At 59.2% G+C, this 16,798-nt stretch carries 14 protein-coding genes; 4 read left to right on the top strand and 10 right to left on the bottom strand.

Annotated features, from left to right (window positions below):
- Positions 1-6: 6 nt before the first annotated feature.
- The 3 genes from efeO to putP form a co-directional block, all read right to left on the bottom strand.
- Positions 7-1,143: an iron uptake system protein EfeO gene (efeO, locus tag ACMGF9_RS09265; protein ID WP_197798997.1), complete on the bottom strand. Its 1,137-nt coding sequence runs from the start codon at positions 1,141-1,143 to the stop codon at positions 7-9.
- A gap of 20 nt (positions 1,144-1,163) precedes the next feature.
- Entirely contained in the window at positions 1,164-2,009 is an 846-nt protein-coding gene (gene efeU / locus ACMGF9_RS09260) for an iron uptake transporter permease EfeU (RefSeq protein ID WP_004934730.1), read from the bottom strand.
- 242 nt (positions 2,010-2,251) lie between these two features.
- On the bottom strand, positions 2,252-3,736 hold the full coding sequence (putP, locus tag ACMGF9_RS09255; protein ID WP_015378228.1) for a sodium/proline symporter PutP: 1,485 nt from the start codon (positions 3,734-3,736) through the stop codon (positions 2,252-2,254).
- 570 nt (positions 3,737-4,306) lie between these two features.
- Between putP and putA the strand changes: the two genes are divergently transcribed.
- The 3 genes from putA to ACMGF9_RS09240 all read left to right on the top strand — a co-directional run bounded on the left by putA (position 4,307) and on the right by ACMGF9_RS09240 (position 9,070).
- Positions 4,307-8,278: a trifunctional transcriptional regulator/proline dehydrogenase/L-glutamate gamma-semialdehyde dehydrogenase gene (putA, locus tag ACMGF9_RS09250; RefSeq protein ID WP_015378229.1), complete on the top strand. Its 3,972-nt coding sequence runs from the start codon at positions 4,307-4,309 to the stop codon at positions 8,276-8,278.
- A gap of 163 nt (positions 8,279-8,441) precedes the next feature.
- Entirely contained in the window at positions 8,442-8,645 is a 204-nt protein-coding gene (locus ACMGF9_RS09245) for a type II toxin-antitoxin system HicA family toxin (protein WP_015378230.1), read from the top strand.
- An 11-nt stretch (positions 8,646-8,656) separates the two neighbouring features.
- Positions 8,657-9,070 (top strand): type II toxin-antitoxin system HicB family antitoxin, encoded by a 414-nt coding sequence (locus ACMGF9_RS09240; RefSeq protein ID WP_015378231.1) that lies wholly within the window; start codon positions 8,657-8,659, stop codon positions 9,068-9,070.
- Positions 9,071-9,099: 29 nt separating this feature from the next.
- Here the strand turns inward: ACMGF9_RS09240 and tcyN are convergent, their stop codons facing one another.
- The 7 genes from tcyN to ACMGF9_RS09205 form a co-directional block, all read right to left on the bottom strand.
- Entirely contained in the window at positions 9,100-9,852 is a 753-nt protein-coding gene (gene tcyN / locus ACMGF9_RS09235) for an L-cystine ABC transporter ATP-binding protein TcyN (protein ID WP_015378232.1), read from the bottom strand.
- 3 nt (positions 9,853-9,855) lie between these two features.
- Positions 9,856-10,518: a cystine ABC transporter permease gene (tcyL, locus tag ACMGF9_RS09230; protein ID WP_015378233.1), complete on the bottom strand. Its 663-nt coding sequence runs from the start codon at positions 10,516-10,518 to the stop codon at positions 9,856-9,858.
- Positions 10,518-11,318, bottom strand: coding sequence for a cystine ABC transporter substrate-binding protein (gene tcyJ, locus ACMGF9_RS09225; RefSeq protein ID WP_015378234.1), 801 nt, complete (start codon positions 11,316-11,318; stop codon positions 10,518-10,520). Before tcyJ ends, tcyL begins: the two co-directional genes overlap by 1 nt.
- A gap of 115 nt (positions 11,319-11,433) precedes the next feature.
- The gene (locus tag ACMGF9_RS09220; protein WP_015378235.1) at positions 11,434-12,426 is read right to left on the bottom strand and encodes a D-cysteine desulfhydrase; all 993 of its coding nucleotides are present in this window, start codon (positions 12,424-12,426) and stop codon (positions 11,434-11,436) included.
- A 124-nt stretch (positions 12,427-12,550) separates the two neighbouring features.
- Positions 12,551-13,060, bottom strand: coding sequence for a flagella biosynthesis regulatory protein FliZ (gene fliZ / locus ACMGF9_RS09215; RefSeq protein WP_004934751.1), 510 nt, complete (start codon positions 13,058-13,060; stop codon positions 12,551-12,553).
- 54 nt (positions 13,061-13,114) lie between these two features.
- Positions 13,115-13,837 (bottom strand): RNA polymerase sigma factor FliA, encoded by a 723-nt coding sequence (locus ACMGF9_RS09210; protein WP_004934752.1) that lies wholly within the window; start codon positions 13,835-13,837, stop codon positions 13,115-13,117.
- A gap of 182 nt (positions 13,838-14,019) precedes the next feature.
- A complete protein-coding gene (locus ACMGF9_RS09205; protein WP_021504080.1) occupies positions 14,020-15,102 on the bottom strand; it encodes a flagellin FliC in 1,083 nt (360 codons plus the stop codon).
- Positions 15,103-15,383: 281 nt separating this feature from the next.
- Between ACMGF9_RS09205 and fliD the strand changes: the two genes are divergently transcribed.
- On the top strand, positions 15,384-16,784 hold the full coding sequence (fliD, locus tag ACMGF9_RS09200; protein ID WP_049240601.1) for a flagellar filament capping protein FliD: 1,401 nt from the start codon (positions 15,384-15,386) through the stop codon (positions 16,782-16,784).
- The last annotated feature ends 14 nt before the right edge of the window (positions 16,785-16,798 follow it).

The raw sequence follows: 16,798 nt of genomic DNA, 5'->3' as shown, positions 1-16,798 counted from the left end.
TATGCCTCAGTCCAGACCCAATACGCCGCGCAGCTGGGAAAGATCCTCCGCCAGCGTGGTGATCGGCCCTTTCAACGCATTGCGATCGGCATCGGTCAGCTTCTCATAGGACTCATAACCCTCTTTGGTTTGGTACTTCGCCAAAATGGTGTCCACAGTTTTGAAGTTGGCGTCGATTTTGTCCAGCAGCGGCTTATTGGCCTTAACCAGCAGCGGGCGCAGCAGATTGACTATCTTTTGCGCGCCGTCGACGTTGGCCTGGAAGTCCCACAAATCGGTGCGGCTGTAACGGTCTTCTTCACCGCTGATCTTGCTGGCCGCCACCTCTTCGATCAGCCCGGCTGCGCCGCCCACCACTTTGCTCGGCGGGAAGGTCAGTTCACTCACGCGTTTTTGCAGCTCAACGGTGTCGTGATACAGACGATCGGCATATTGGCTCATGTCTTTGGTCGAATTGTCGGCAAACAGCGCCTTCTCCAGACGGTGGAAGCCGGTGAAGTTCGGGTCCGCCGCTTTCTTCTCGTAGTCGTCTTCACGGGCGTCGATGCTGCCGTCCAGATCGGAGAACAGCTCGGCGATCGGCTCAATGCGCTCATAGTGCTGGCGGGTCGGCGCATACAGCCTGCGCGCCTGCTCCACGTTGCCGGCCTTCACCGCGTCGGTAAACAGCTTGGTCTGTTTCACCAACCCATCGACTTCTTTGGTGACGTAAACCTTGTATTCAGCGATCGGGCCGACTAGGTCCAGCGCGTTCGGCTTGCCGTCGGTGGCGCCGTTGGCCGCGGCGGTGACAGTCAGTTTGCCTTTCGGATTGCTCAGCAGCCCGCAGGTCATGTCATATTCGCCCGCTTCCAGCGTGGCGGTCATTTTCTGGGTAAAGCCCGGCGCGATGTTCTCGCGCTCTTCCACCACCATCACCCCTTTCAGGATTTCCCATTCGACGTTTTTCTGGCTGGTGTTGTGCACCACAAACTGTGTCTTGCCGGCCGGGACCGTCAGTTGCATCGGTTCGCACTGCTTGTCGTTAACCGTAACCTTGACCTGCGGCACGTCCGCCGCCAAGGCGTCGATGCTCAGCGCAAACGCCGGGATAGCCAGTAATGCTGCGTGCAACGCCTTGCGGCGAAATAACGGAGTAGACATACGAGATTCCCTATTAAACATTAATGATTGATTTTACGTTGCGCCGGGGCCGCTGCCGGCTCCGCGCGCTGCGGCAGGAAAAAGAAAATCAGCGCCGGGATCAGATACAGGAAGTAGACCGCCACTTCGCTGACCGTCGGCGCTTCCTGATAACCGAGAATGCCTTCCAGCAGGGTGCCGAACAGCGAATGGGTCGACAGGGTGTTGCTGAAATCGAAGGCGATGTCCTGGAAGTGGTTCCACAGGCCGGCTTCGTGGAAGGCGCGGATCGCCCCGGCGGCCAGGCCGGCGGCGACGAACAAAATGAACAGACTGGTCCATTTGAAGAATTTGGCCAGGTGCAGCTTCACCCCGCCCCAGTAAATCATCATGCCCAGCACGATGGCGGCCACCAGGCCGAGCACCGCGCCGATCGGCGCCGCGGCGCCCACGTCTTGCTGGAACGCCGCCAGCAGGAAGAACACCGACTCCAGCCCTTCGCGCGCCACGGCGAAGAACACCATCGCCACCAGCGCCCACCCCTGCCCTTTACCGGCGCTGAGCGCCTGATCGATAGCCCCTTCCAGATGCACCTTGACCGATTTGGACACCTTACGCATCCAGAACACCATATAGGTGAGGATCAGCACCGCCACCGCCGCCACGATGCCTTCGAACAGCTCTTGCTGTTTCTGCGGGAACTCGCCGGTGGTCTCATTGATGAAGATGCCGAGCGCCAGACACAGCGCCGCGGCGACAATCACGCCGATCCACACCGCGCCCAGCCATTGGCTGCGCTGCGTGCGCTTCAGGTAGCTGGCGATCAGGCTGACGATCAGCGCGGCCTCCAGCCCCTCACGGAACATGATAAGAAAGGGAACGAACATAACTAATCACCCCTGAAAAGACCGCGGCGGCAGAGAAAACCGGCTCGAAATGAGCCGCGGCGAGTATGTAAAGAAACGTAAAATACAACGAGAGTGATTATCATTCTGGCAAAAAGAAATACAAGAGGCACAAGCGTGATTTTTTCTAATCAAATGTCGCCAGGTGTTACAGCCGAATGACGGGCAAACAGGCAAAAGAAGGGGCGCTCTGCGCGCCCCTTGCCGACTGACATCAAACGGCGTTATACCGTTTTGTATTCGGCTTCCGCCTGATCGAAACGTTCGGTCATGGTTGAGGATGGCTGGCGGCCCATCAGGCTCACCACCACAATGGCCAGACAGCCCAGGATGAAGCCAGGGATGATTTCGTACAGGCCCAGCCATTCGTACTGTTTCCAGACGATCACCGTCACCGCACCGACCAGCATGCCGGCCAGCGCGCCGTTGCGGGTCATGCGCGACCACATTACCGAGATCAGCACAACCGGGCCGAAGGCGGCACCGAAACCGGCCCAGGCATAACTCACCAGGCCCAGCACGCGGTTCTCCGGGTTGGCCGCCAAGGCGATGGCGATCAACGCCACTACCAGCACCATCACGCGGCCGACCCACACCAGCTCACGCTGGCTGGCGCCCTTGCGCAGGAACGCCTTGTACAGGTCTTCGGTGATCGCGCTGGAGCATACCAGCAGCTGGCAGCTCAGGGTGCTCATGACCGCCGCCAAAATCGCCGACAGCAGCACGCCCGCCACCCATGGGTTGAACAGCAACATCGCCAGTTCGATAAACACGCGTTCGCCGTTCTGCGACACGTTACCGGCCTGATCCGGGTTATTGGCGAAGTAAGCGATACCGAAGAAACCGACGGCGATGGTCCCGGCCAGGCACAGGATCATCCAGGTCATGCTGATGCGGCGCGCGCTGCGGATGGTGCGGTGAGAATCCGCTGCCATGAAACGCGCCAGGATGTGCGGCTGGCCGAAGTAGCCCAGGCCCCAACCCAGCAGCGACAGGATGGCGACGAAGTTCAGCCCCTTCAGCATGTCGAGGTTGGCCGGGTTCTTCGCCTGGATCACCAGCATCGAGGTATCGATGCCGCCGACGGCGAAGATCACGATCACCGGCGTCAGGATCAGCGCGAAAATCATCAGGCTGGCCTGTACGGTGTCGGTCCAGCTCACCGCCAGGAAACCGCCGATAAAGGTATACAGGATGGTCGCCGCGGCGCCGGCCCACAGGGCGGTTTCGTAGCTCATGCCGAAGGTGCTTTCGAACAGGCGCGCGCCGGCCACGATGCCGGAGGCGCAGTAAATGGTGAAGAACACCAGAATGACGATGGCCGAGATCACCCGCAGCAGCTTGCTGTTGTCTTCAAAACGGCTGGTGAAATAGTCCGGCAGCGTCAGGGCGTTGTTGTTGGCTTCGGTATGCACGCGCAGCCTTCCTGCCACCAGCTTCCAGTTCAGGTAAGCGCCGATGGTCAGGCCGATGGCGATCCAGCTTTCGGAGATGCCGGAGAGGAAGATGGCGCCCGGCAGGCCCATCAGCAGCCAGCCGCTCATGTCGGAAGCCCCGGCGGACAGCGCGGTCACCACGCTGCCCAAACTGCGGCCGCCGAGAATATAGTCATCAAAGTTGTTGGTTGCCCGGTAGGCAAGCAGGCCGATCAGCACCATCCCGAAAATGTACACCAGGAAGGTCACCAGCATAGGTGTGCTCATTGTCATTTAATTCTCCACTTTCATTATTATTCGCGTTTCGCTCCGGCCAAGCCGGCGCCGGTAAACCCACGCGCAATGCATTTCACTGGCCGCCGCGCCGGAACGTGACGCAGCCTGCGAGCGAGTGCAGGTAAAATAGTTTCTGCCCGTAATTGTTGACCGTCGGTTATCCTAGATGAGCCTTTCATCAACCAACAAGATATTTAACAACAAAGTTACACAAAGTTTACCCTGCGTCACATTTACCGGGCTCAAAGGTTGCACTCACGACAAGCAAAATGAGTTGCACCTTGCCATTACCCTTATATACCGCAGGGTAAAGCGCCTGCGACGTAATAAACCCCGCCGCATTCGCTCAATAACGCAACATTCATGCCAACTGCCCGTGTTAAAAAATCGATGAAACTCACACTTCGCTCATCAGCCTGATTTAACAAGGTTGCACAAAGTTGCAACATGCAGGATATTGTCTGCATTCTTAACCCACACATCTCACGAACCTATCCCAACAGGCTTTCCGGCCTGCTATTTGTCTAGCCTGATGGGATAGGTTCTAAACACAGGAGTTGGACAGGCATGGGCACTACCACAATGGGCGTGAAACTCGACGAGGCAACACGCGACCGGATCAAGAGCGCCGCGCAGCGCATCGATCGCACGCCGCACTGGCTCATCAAGCAGGCCATCTTTAATTACCTCGAGCGTCTCGAGAGCGGTACCGATATCCCTGAAATTCCAGCGCTGGCCGCAGCGGGCCAGCCTGAAGCGGACGACATTATGCCGCAAGCGCAGGAAGAGTCACACCAGCCATTCCTCGATTTCGCCGAACAAATTCTGCCGCAGTCGGTGACCCGCGCCGCCATCACCGCCGCCTATCGCCGCCCGGAGACCGAAGCGGTGCCGATGTTGCTCGAACAGGCGCGATTACCCGCCGATCTTGCACAGGCTACTCATAAAATGGCCTATGGCATCGCCGAGAAATTGCGTAACCAAAAAAGTGCAAACGGCCGCGCCGGCATGGTGCAAGGCCTGCTGCAAGAGTTCTCCCTCTCCTCGCAGGAAGGTGTGGCGCTCATGTGCCTGGCGGAAGCGCTGCTGCGCATTCCGGACAAACCGACCCGCGACGCCCTGATCCGCGACAAGATCAGCAACGGCAACTGGCATTCGCACCTGGGGCGCAGCCCGTCGCTGTTCGTCAACGCCGCGACCTGGGGCCTGCTGTTTACCGGCAAGCTGGTGTCCACGCATAACGAAGCCAATCTGTCCCGATCGCTGAACCGCATTATCAGCAAGAGCGGCGAACCGCTGATCCGCAAAGGCGTGGACATGGCGATGCGCCTGATGGGCGAACAGTTCGTGACCGGCGAAACCATCGCCGAAGCGCTGGCCAACGCGCGCAAGCTGGAAGAAAAAGGCTTCCGCTACTCCTACGACATGCTGGGCGAAGCCGCCCTGACCGAAGCCGACGCCCAGGCCTACCTGGTTTCCTACCAGCAGGCGATCCACGCCATCGGCAAAGCCTCCAACGGCCGCGGCATCTATGAAGGCCCCGGCATCTCCATCAAGCTGTCCGCCCTGCACCCGCGCTACAGCCGCGCGCAGTACGAACGCGTCATGGAAGAGCTTTACCCGCGCCTGCTGTCGCTGACCCTGCAGGCACGTCAGTACGATATCGGCATCAATATCGACGCCGAAGAGGCCGATCGCCTGGAGATCTCGCTCGATCTGCTGGAGAAACTGTGCTTCGAGCCGCAGTTGGCCGGCTGGAACGGCATCGGCTTCGTGATCCAGGCCTATCAGAAACGCTGTCCGTTCGCCATTGACGCGGTGATCGACATGGCGCAACGCAGCCGCCGCCGCCTGATGATCCGTCTGGTGAAAGGCGCCTACTGGGACAGCGAAATCAAACGCGCCCAGATGGACGGCCTGGAAGGCTACCCAGTCTACACCCGCAAGGTGTACACCGACGTTTCCTACCTGGCCTGCGCCCGCAAGCTGCTGTCGGTGCCGAACCTGATCTATCCGCAGTTCGCGACCCACAACGCCCATACCCTGAGCGCCATCTATCACCTGGCCGGCAACAACTACTACCCTGGCCAGTATGAATTCCAGTGCCTGCACGGCATGGGTGAGCCGCTGTACGAGCAGGTGGTGGGTAAAGTGGCCGACGGCAAACTGAATCGCCCTTGCCGCATCTACGCGCCGGTCGGCACCCATGAAACGCTGCTGGCTTACCTGGTGCGTCGCCTGTTGGAAAACGGCGCCAACACCTCGTTCGTCAACCGCATCGCCGACGCCACCCTGCCGCTCGACGAGCTGGTGGCCGATCCGGTCAGCGCCGTGGAAGCGCTGGCGGCCAGCGAAGGTCAAATTGGCCTGCCGCATCCGCGCATCCCGCTGCCGCGCGAGCTGTACGGCGAGAAACGCGTTAACTCCAGCGGTCTGGATCTGTCCAACGAACAGCGTCTGGCCTCGCTCTCCAGCGCCCTGCTCACCAGCGCCAGCCATCCGTGGCGCGCGGAACCGATCATCGACGCCGAATTGGATCAGGGCGTGGAGCAGCCGGTGATCAACCCGGCCGAGCCGGGCGATGTGGTCGGCTACGTGCGTGAAGCCACCGAAGGCGAAGTCAGCCGCGCGCTCGACGCCGCCGCGGCCGCCGGCCCAATTTGGTTCGCTACGCCGCCGACGGAACGCGCCGCGATCCTCGAACGCGCCGCCGAACTGATGGAAAGCCAGCTACAAAGCCTGCTGGGCATTCTGGTGCGTGAAGCGGGTAAAACCTTCAACAACGCCATCGCCGAAGTGCGTGAAGCGGTCGACTTCCTGCACTACTACGCCGGCCAGGTGCGCGACGACTTCGCCAACGACAGCCACCGCCCGCTGGGCCCGGTGGTTTGCATCAGCCCGTGGAACTTCCCGCTGGCGATCTTCACCGGCCAAATCGCCGCCGCGCTGGCGGCGGGCAACAGCGTGCTGGCCAAACCGGCCGAGCAAACGCCGCTGGTGGCCGCGCAGGCGGTGCGTATCCTGCTGGAAGCCGGCATTCCGCAAGGCGTGCTGCAGCTGCTGCCGGGCCAGGGTGAAACCGTTGGCTCGACGCTGGTCAACGACGCCCGCGTCCGCGGCGTGATGTTCACCGGCTCCACCGACGTCGCCGGCATTCTGCAGCGCAGCATCGCCGGTCGTCTGGATCCGCAAGGCCGCCCGACGCCGCTGATCGCCGAAACCGGCGGCCTGAACGCCATGATCGTCGACTCCTCCGCCCTGACCGAACAGGTGGTGACCGACGTGGTGGCCTCCGCCTTCGACAGCGCCGGGCAGCGTTGCTCCGCGCTGCGTATCCTGTGCATTCAGGAAGACGTAGCCGAGCACACGCTGCAAATGCTGCGCGGCGCGATGGCCGAATGCCGCATGGGTAACCCGGAGCGCCTGTCCACCGACGTGGGCCCGGTGATCGACGCCGAAGCCAAAACCGGCATCGAGCGCCACATCCAGGCGATGCGCGCCAAAGGCCGCAAGGTGTACCAGGCCGCCAAAGGCAGCGCGCAGGATGAGAAAGAGTGGGCGCGCGGCACCTTCATCAAGCCGACGCTGATCGAGCTCGACAGCTTCGACGAGCTGCAGAAAGAGATCTTCGGCCCGGTGCTGCACGTGGTGCGCTTCCAGCGCAACAACCTGGACGCGCTGGTCGATCAGATCAACGCCGCCGGTTATGGCCTGACGCTGGGCATTCACACCCGCATCGATGAAACCATCGCCCGGGTGACCGAGCGCGCCAAGGTCGGCAACCTGTACGTCAACCGCAACATGGTCGGCGCAGTGGTCGGCGTGCAGCCGTTCGGCGGCGAAGGCCTGTCGGGCACCGGCCCGAAAGCCGGCGGCCCGCTGTACCTGTACCGTCTGCTGGCTAACCGTCCGGACGACGCGCTGCAACGTACGCTGCACCGCCAGGACGAAGAGCGCCCGATGGAAGCCACCGCGCGGCCGCAGCTGTTGGGTGCGCTGCAATCGCTGGAGAAATGGGCGGTCACCAGCCAGCACGGCGAACTGGCGGCATTGGCGCAACGTTATGCGGAACTGGGCCAGGGCGGCACCGTACGTCCGCTGCCGGGCCCGACCGGCGAGCGCAATACCTATGCCCTGCTGCCGCGTGAACGCGTGCTGTGCCTGGCGGATAACGAAACCGACGCGCTGATCCAGCTGGCCGCCGTGCTGGCGGTTGGCAGCTGCGCGCTGTGGCCGGAAGCGGAACTGCAGCGCAATCTGTTCCGCCGCTTGCCGAACGATGTGCAGGCCCGCATCGCCTTTAGCAAAGACTGGCAGCAGGACAAGGTCGAGTTCGACGCCGCCATCTACCACGGCGATGCAGACCAGCTGCGCACCCTGTGCGAGCAGATCGCCCAGCGCGGCGGCGCCATCGTCTCGGTGCAGGGCTTCGCCCACGGTGAAACCAACATCCTGTTGGAACGCCTGCTGATCGAACGTTCCCTGAGCGTCAACACCGCCGCCGCCGGCGGTAACGCCAGCCTGATGACCATCGGTTAACGCATCCTCAAGGCGGCAATACATTGCCGCCTGATTTGCTAACCGCTACGCAAACCCTGCACTTGTGCAGGGTTTTTTATTGTCCGCAGCCCGGTCAGCCGTTAGCGTATTAATCTTCTTGCCTGAGAGTGTGTATGGTGTGTAGATTAAGGACAATAACATCGTGAAGAGTTCAGAACTGATTGCGCTGCTGGAAAGCCACGGTTGGGTATTGCGGCGGGTAAAAGGCAGCCACCATCAATTCAAACATCCCGATTTTGCGCTGATCATCACCGTGCCGCATCCAAAGAAAGATCTCAAGCTGGGCACGCTGCGGCAGATACTTAAAGACGCGGGGTTAAGTGCGCTTCACATCGCCACGCGTTAACAGGAGAGACCATGTTTTATCCCGCTTATATCCATACAGAATCAAACGGCAGCGCCAGCGGTTTCTTTCCCGACGTCCCTGGCTGCTACTTCGCCGGCACCAGCCTGGACGACGCTTTTGCCGATGCCCAAAGCGCACTGGACGCGCACTTTGAGTTGTTGAGCGAAGACAATCAACCGCTACCGCGCCCGCATGCCGTCGCAGCCCATCTTGCCAAAGATGCGGGATCCTTCGAGGGAGGACAATGGCTATTGGTCGCTATCAATATGGATAAATTTGACGGCCGAGCCGAACGGATTAACATCACGTTGCCCCATCGCCTGTTAAGTCGCATTGACTCTCTGGTTCGGCAACATCCGGGATACGGCAGCCGCAGCGGATTTCTCGCTGCCGCCGCGCGCAATGAATTGTTGAAAGCGGAGTGAATGCAGTCGGGGGAAACGCCCCCGACGCCTTATTGATTCCGGAACTTGTCGAGGAATTGCTGGGTGCGCTGATGCTGCGGATTGGCGAACAGCGCTTTGGCCGGGCCCTGTTCGACGATGCGGCCGTGATCCATAAAGATAACCCGATCGGCCACGTCGCGGGCGAAGCTCATTTCATGGGTGACGATCACCATGGTGCGTTTCTCTTCCGCCAGTGAACGCATGGTATTGAGCACTTCTCCCACCAGCTCGGGATCGAGCGCCGACGTCGGCTCATCGAACAAAATCACCTCCGGCTGCATCGCCAGCGCGCGCGCGATCGCCACCCGCTGCTGCTGCCCGCCGGACAGCCGACGCGGATAAGCCGCCTCTTTGCCGCTCAGCCCCACCTTGGCCAGCAACGCGCGAGCGCGCTGTTCGGCGCTGGCTTTCGCCTCACCTTTAACGATAACCGGCCCTTCAATGATGTTTTCGAGCACCGAACGGTGCGGAAACAGGTTGAAGTTCTGGAACACAAAACCGACCTGCTGGCGCAGCGCGCGCACCTGATTTTTCTGTTTGCTCAACGGCTTGCTGCCATCGATCAGGATATCGCCGACGCGAATGGTGCCGGAATCCGGCTCCTCCAGTAGGTTGATGCAGCGCAACAAGGTGGTTTTCCCTGAACCGCTCGGGCCGATGATCGCCACCACTTCACCGGCATCCACCGCCAGATCGATCCCATGCAGCACCGTCTGACCTTTGAACTGCTTGGTCAATTGCTTAACTTCAATGGCACTCATGCGTTACTCCTGATCCTGGCGATTAACGTGGGCTTCCAGACGGTTTTGCAGTGCGGAAAGCAGGGTCGCCATCACCCAGTAAATCAGCGATGCCGCCAGGTACATGGTGAACACTTCCAGCGTGCGCGAGGTGATGAGCTGCGCCTGGCGGAACAGTTCCGGCACCTGAATGGTAGCGGCCAGCGAGGTGTCCTTCACCAGGCCGATAAAACTGTTGCCCAGCGGCGGCAAGGCGGTGCGCGCCGCCTGCGGCAGGATCACCCGGCGCAGGGTTTGCCAACGGGTCATGCCGATACTGGCGGCGGCTTCCCACTGCCCTTTGTCGATCGACGAAATCGCCGCGCGCAGCGTTTCTGAGGTGTAGGCGGCGGTATTGAGCGACAGGCCAATCAGCGCCGCCGGGAAAGGATCGAATTCGATGCCGAACTGCGGCAGACCGTAATAGATCATAAACAGCTGGGCGATCAGCGGCGTGCCGCGGAACAGCGATACGTAAATGCGCGACAGCCATGACAGCGGCCAAAGCGGCGAAAGGCGCATCAGCGCCAGCAGAAAACCCAGCAACAGGCCGAACGCCATACCGCCCAGGCTAAGCTGCAGCGTCAGTATGGCGCCCTTCAATAAAAATGGCGCTGAATCCAGCGCCAGTTGAATACTTTCGTGCATTATTTAGTTACGTCCGCGCCAAACCATTTCTCGGAGATCTTCGCCAGCGTGCCGTCTTTTTGCATCTCGGCGATCGCCTGGTCAATCGCGGCCAGCAGCTCTGGGTTATTCTTGCGCAGCGCCACGCCGGACTCCTGGCGGGAGAATGCCGGGCCGGCCACCGCCAGCGTATCGCCGGTTTTCTTCACCAGATCCAGCGCCGCCAGGCGGTCCACCAGAATGGCGTTGATGCGGCCGACGCGCAGATCCTGATACTTGGTCGGATCATCGTCGTAAGTGCGCACGTCCACGCCCTGCACATTCTCGCGCAGCCATTGCTCATAGTTGGTGCCCAGGCCAACGCCGACCTTTTTGCCTTTCAGGTCATCCGGCTTGGTAATGGTGCCTTCGTTGCCCTTTTTCACCAGCGCCTGAATGCCGGAAACGGTGTAAGGGGTGGAGAAATCATATTTCTTCTTGCGCTCATCGGAGAGCGTCACCTGATTGATGACCACGTCGATGCGCTTCGAATCCAGCGAAGCCAGCATACCGTCCCATTTGGTCGGGTTCAGCTTGGCTTTCACGCCCAGATGTTGCGCCAGCGCGTTGGCGAAATCCACTTCGAAACCGGTCAATTTGCCGTCTTCCCCCTGGAAACTGAACGGCGGATAAGTACCTTCCAGCCCGACGATCAGCGTGCCGCGCTGTTTCACCTGCTGCAGCAGGTTATCGGCGGCGTAGGTTTGCGTCGTCACACCGGCGGCCAACGCAATACCCACCACGCCCAACAACCATTGACGACGAACTTTCGCAAACATCATAAACACCCCTGTATGTTGTTTATCTTTTTTGATATCAGCACTTTAACAGTGCAACCGCCCGCATAAAGGAATATAACCTTATAAATATAGTTCAAAATGGAATAACACGCGGTGTTTACACCTGCGGATGGTAGGCGAACAGCGCCGGTGCACCGCCGGTGTGAACAAACAGGATGGGACCTTCGTCGCGGAAGCGCCGCTGGGCGATGCCGTCGATCAAACCGGCCATCGCTTTGCCGGTGTACACCGGATCCAGCAATACCCCCTCTTGCTGCGCCAGCAACTGCACCGCCGCCATGCCCTCTTCGTTCGGCATGCCGTACTGCGGCGCGAAGTAATCATCCCACAACGCGATCGGCGCCAGTTTGTCAATATTCAGCGAACAGGCCAGGGCTTTCTGGATTTGTTCCACCTTCGGCAACTGATCGATCACGGTGCGCGAGACGGTCACGCCGATCAACTCGGTTTCGGGCAGCAGCTGCTGCAGCCCCACCGCCAGCCCGGCGTGGGTGCCGGCGCTGCCGGACGCCACCACCACCGAACTGAACGCCACGTTGCTGCGTTGGCTCTGTTCGGCGATTTCCAATGCGCACTGCACGTATCCCAGCGCGCCCAGCGCATTGGAGCCGCCCACCGGCACCACGTAAGGCCGGAAGCCCTGCGCCTCGAGGCGCGTCGCCAGTTCCGCCAGTTGCTGCTGCGGATCGTGCAGCGCTTCGCACATTACCACTTCGGCGTTGAACAGGCCGAGCAACAGACGGTTGCCGTTGGTCAGGTAGTTTTCCGCGCGGGTATCGATCGGGTTTTCCAGCAAAGCGACGCAGTGCAGGCCCAGTTTCGCCGCCACCGCCGCCGTCTGGCGCACGTGGTTGGATTGAATGGCGCCGGCGGTGACCAGCGTATCGGCGCCTTGCCGTAACGCATCGGCGGCCAAAAACTCAAGCTTTCTCAGCTTGTTGCCGCCCATCGCCATAGGCGTGACATCGTCACGTTTAAGGTAAATTTCACGGCCGAGGTAATCGGAGAGACGGGACAGTTTTTCCAGCGGTGTGGCGACGCCAACCAGATCCAGACGCGGAAATTGCGCCAGTTGTTGTTGCAGGTTCACTACTTCCCCCCAGGGAATCGAATATCAACATCTGATAACCGATAGATTTAGCAGATGTGAACTGAATAATCATCCTTTATCACGGGGGAAACAGCAGACCCCGGCCCAGCGGCCGGGGAAAGTCTCAGTAGCTGCGCTGCCAGGCGAGATACTGATCGTACTTGCGCAGCGCAATGCGGTAGTTGTTGTGCGCCGCGGTAGGCAGATCGTCGATGATGCGCTGATGACTGGCGCTGTTGGCGAATTTGTCCGCCGGGTAATTCCGCGCCACCAGCATTTCATCCAGCCGGCGCAGCCGCACCACGTACTCGCGAATGGTGCTGTGGCTCATCTCGGTCTGTTCGAACAGATACTGCTTGAACGCCATAATGTCGAAATAACTCGGGTGGCTGTTGCAGGAAATCTCGCTGCAAAAGCGGCACAGCGCGGTCAGCTCGTGCTGCACGTTTTGCCAGACCGCATCGTCGATCGGCTGATCCATGCGCGCGATGGCTTCTTTATTGATTATCTTGCCGCGAAACACCAGCGCCATGCGGTCCAACAGTTTGCCGCACTGGGAGCAATGGGTCTGGCTGTGCTTGTAGTCTTTCAGGTAACGGCTAAGCGGCCGTTTCTTCAACAGTATTCCTGGCATAAGGGGCAGTCCGATTGTCGCATGAGTCATCGAGTTGGGGGCGGCGCTCCGCCGTCAGGTATCGTTCGCCAGCCGCGCGCGCAGCCGTTTGATCGCCTGACTGTGCAGTTGGCTGACGCGGGATTCCCCCACGTCCAGCACGGCGCCGATCTCTTTGAGATTCAACTCTTCCTGGTAATACAGCGTCAGCACCATTTTTTCGCGCTCCGGCAACGCCTCGATGGCGTCGATCACCCGCTGGCGCAGGCTGCCTTCCAACAGGTGATGCAGCGGGTTGGCCTCTTCATGCCCTTCCAGCATCGGTTCCGCGTTCTCGCCATGCTCCTCGCGCCATTCGTCGTAGGAGAAAAGCTGGCTGTTATTGGTGTCCAACAGAATTTGACGGTACTCATCCAGCGAGATGTTCAGCGTCTGCGCCACTTCCGTCTCGCTCGCCGGACGGCCGTAACGCTGTTCCAGTTGCCGCATCACCTGCGCGACCTCGCGCGCGTGGCGCCGCACGCTGCGCGGCACCCAGTCGCGGCTGCGCAACTCGTCGAGCATCGCGCCGCGAATGCGCTGCACCGCATAGGTGGTAAAGGCGGTTCCCTGTAGGGCGTCATAACGCTCAACGGCGTTTAATAGCCCGATTCCCCCGGCCTGCAACAGGTCGTCAAGCTCCACGCTGGCGGGCAGCCTGACCTGCAGGCGCAACGCCTCGTGGCGCACTAACGGCACGTAGCGCAACCAGAGAGAATTTTTGTCCATCACGCCTTCGGCGGTATACAGATCGCTCACTATGTCTTAAACCTGCGGATAAGAGAGTCAGCGCTATTATGCGTAGGGGGCGGAATGCCAATCGGCTGAACAGTCGCACAAAACGGGCTTTATTTGCGCCATGTAATAACCGCGCGGTGCGCGAGCATAAAAAAACCCCGCCGAAGCGGGGTTTCTTTGCGACAGTTAATCGGGAGAGACGATTAACGCAGCAGGGACAGGACGTTCTGAGTAGACTGGTTAGCCTGTGCCAGAACAGAGGTGCCAGCCTGTTGCAGGATGTTGGCGCGGCTCATGTTGGACACTTCGGTCGCGTAGTCAGCATCCTGGATACGGGACTGAGAAGCGGACAGGTTGTTCACGGTGCTGTTCAGGTTGTTGATAACAGAATCGAAACGGTTCTGTACCGCACCCAGGGAAGAACGCAGACCGTCAACCTGAGACAGCGCTTTGTCCAGGGTAGCCAGCGGATCAGGAATGTCCACTGCAGTGGTGCTTGCAGCAAATTTCACGGTATCAGCTGCACCGCCAGTACCTGCAGTGAAGGTTGGAGTCGCTGAAACGTAAGATTTTTTACCGTCGGTGGCAGTGGTTTCGACCATGTAGATGGTTTTGCCATCTTTATCAGAACCTGATACCAGCTTCTCATTCGCCTTCAGACCAGATGCGTCAACTTTAGCATCGCCAACGGTACCTGCGTTGTCATACTTGATAGTTGCGCCATCAGCGATCTGAGAACCAACTTTGTTGCCTTTGGTCGTCACATTAAAGGTATCCAGACCCAGCTCTTTAGCGTCGATCTTTTTCAGATCGATATCGATGGTTTCACCGTCGTTAGCGCCAACCTGGATAGTCAGTTTCTGATCGCTGCTCAGCACTTTCACGCCGTTGAAGTCAGTCTGCTCGGAGATACGGTTGATTTCAGACAGACGCTGAGTGATTTCGTCCTGGATGGATTTCAGGTCGCTGGTGGAGTTGGAACCGTTCTGCGCCTGTACGGTCAGACGACGGATGTTCTGCAGGTTGTCGTTAACTTCGTTCAGTGCGCCTTCAGTGGTCTGCGCCAGAGAGATACCGTCGTTGGCGTTGCGGGAAGCCTGAGTCAGGCCTTTGATGTTCGCGGTGAAACGGTTGGAGATCGCCTGACCCGCAGCATCGTCTTTCGCGCTGTTGATACGCAGACCGGAAGACAGACGCTCAATCGCAGTGCCCAGAGAAGACTGAGATTTGTTCAGGTTGTTCTGCGCCATCAGAGACAGGCTGTTAGTGTTGATTACTTGTGCCATTGTTTGCTTTCCTTACGAGTCAGTTGCGTTCTTCGCAACACGGTTAAAAGGTTCGGGCTTGTTTGCCCACGGCGTCAACCACCGTCCCCTCAGGTATCGGCCCTCCCCTAACAACCTTTAGCAATTTTTTAAAATTTTTTGCGCCCGTTGCAATGGCGGAAATAACGCGCTTTTTCCCTCCTCTATTGCGCCATCGTTTTTTTGTTTTTTTCGGTAAACTTTTTCACCACTGGGCCGATAACGCGTAAAGCGAATAAAGTCATAATCAAGGAGAATTACTCATGGCAACGATCAGTTCATTAGGTCTCGGCTCAGGACTCGACCTCAATGGCTTGCTGGATAAGCTGACCAAAGCGGAACAACAGCGCCTGACCCCTTACACCACCAAGCAATCCAGCTACAACGCCCAGCTGACCGGTTACGGCACGTTGAAAGGCGCACTGGAAAAATTCGACAATCTCAGCAAAGAGATGGCGAAAGAAGATTTCTTCAAGGCCACCACCGCCACAGAACACGACGCCTTCAAGATCACCACCAACGCCAAGGCGGTGCCGGGCAACTATGTGGTGGAAGTGAACAAACTGGCGCAGGCGCAAACCCTGACCACCCAGGCGAAAGTCAGCGACCAGGGCGCTAAGTTGGGCGCTGAAGGCGTGACAGACCGCTCCCTGACCATCACCGCCGGCAACCCGCCGAAAGAAACCAAAATCCCGCTCAGCGACGATCAAACCTCGCTGGTTGAGCTGCGCGACGCCATCAACGGCGCCAAAGCCGGCGTCACCGCCAGCATCATGCGCGTCGGCGACAACGACTATCAGTTGGCGATCAGCTCCTCCACCACCGGCGAAAACAACAAGATTTCTCTGCAGGTCGATAACGACGACCAACTGGGCGATATCCTGAACTACAACGCTACCCGCGGCACCGGCACCGCCATGAAGCAGACGGTCGCGCCGCAGGATGCTGAGCTGACGGTGAACGGCACCGCTATCAAGCGCAGCACCAACTCGATCAGCGATGCCCTGCAAGGCGTCACCATCGATCTGAAAACCAAAACCAAAACCGATGAACCGCAACATCTAGTGATCAGCACCAACACCGCCGGCACCACCGACAAGATCAAAGAGTGGGTCGACAGCTATAACTCGCTGCTGGACACCTTCAACGCGTTGTCCAAGTTCACCCCGGTGAAAACCGGCGAAGCGCCAAACCCAACCAACGGCCCGCTGCTGGGCGACAACACCCTGCGCGGCATTCAGTCGTCGATCAAAAGCGCGCTGAGCGCAGCCCAGGACAACCCGGAGTTAAAAGGCCTGGGCAACCTCGGCATTTCCACCAACACCAAAACCGGCAAGCTGGAAATCGACAGCGCCAAGCTGAAGAAAGCGATGGATGAGAAGCCGGATCAAGTCAGCAACTTCTTCGTCGGTAACGGCAAAGACACCGGCATGGCCACCGAGATCCACAACGAGATCCAGAGCTACATCAAATCCGGCGGCATCATCGAGAACTCGACCAAAAGCATCAACACCAACCTCGATCGCCTGAACAGCCAGATCACAACGGTCACCGCCAGCATTCAGAACACCATCGATCGTTATAAACAACAGTTCGTTCAGCTGGATACCATGATGTCGAAAATGAACGGCACCAGTAACTATTTGGCTCAACAGTTCAAGTAACCCTTTAACAAGGT

This window comes from Serratia sp. BNK-23 (assembly GCF_047456145.1).
Taxonomy (GTDB): domain Bacteria; phylum Pseudomonadota; class Gammaproteobacteria; order Enterobacterales; family Enterobacteriaceae; genus Serratia; species Serratia nematodiphila.
Note: the sequence above shows the minus strand (reverse complement) of the source record. Positions and strands in the feature narration are given on the sequence as shown.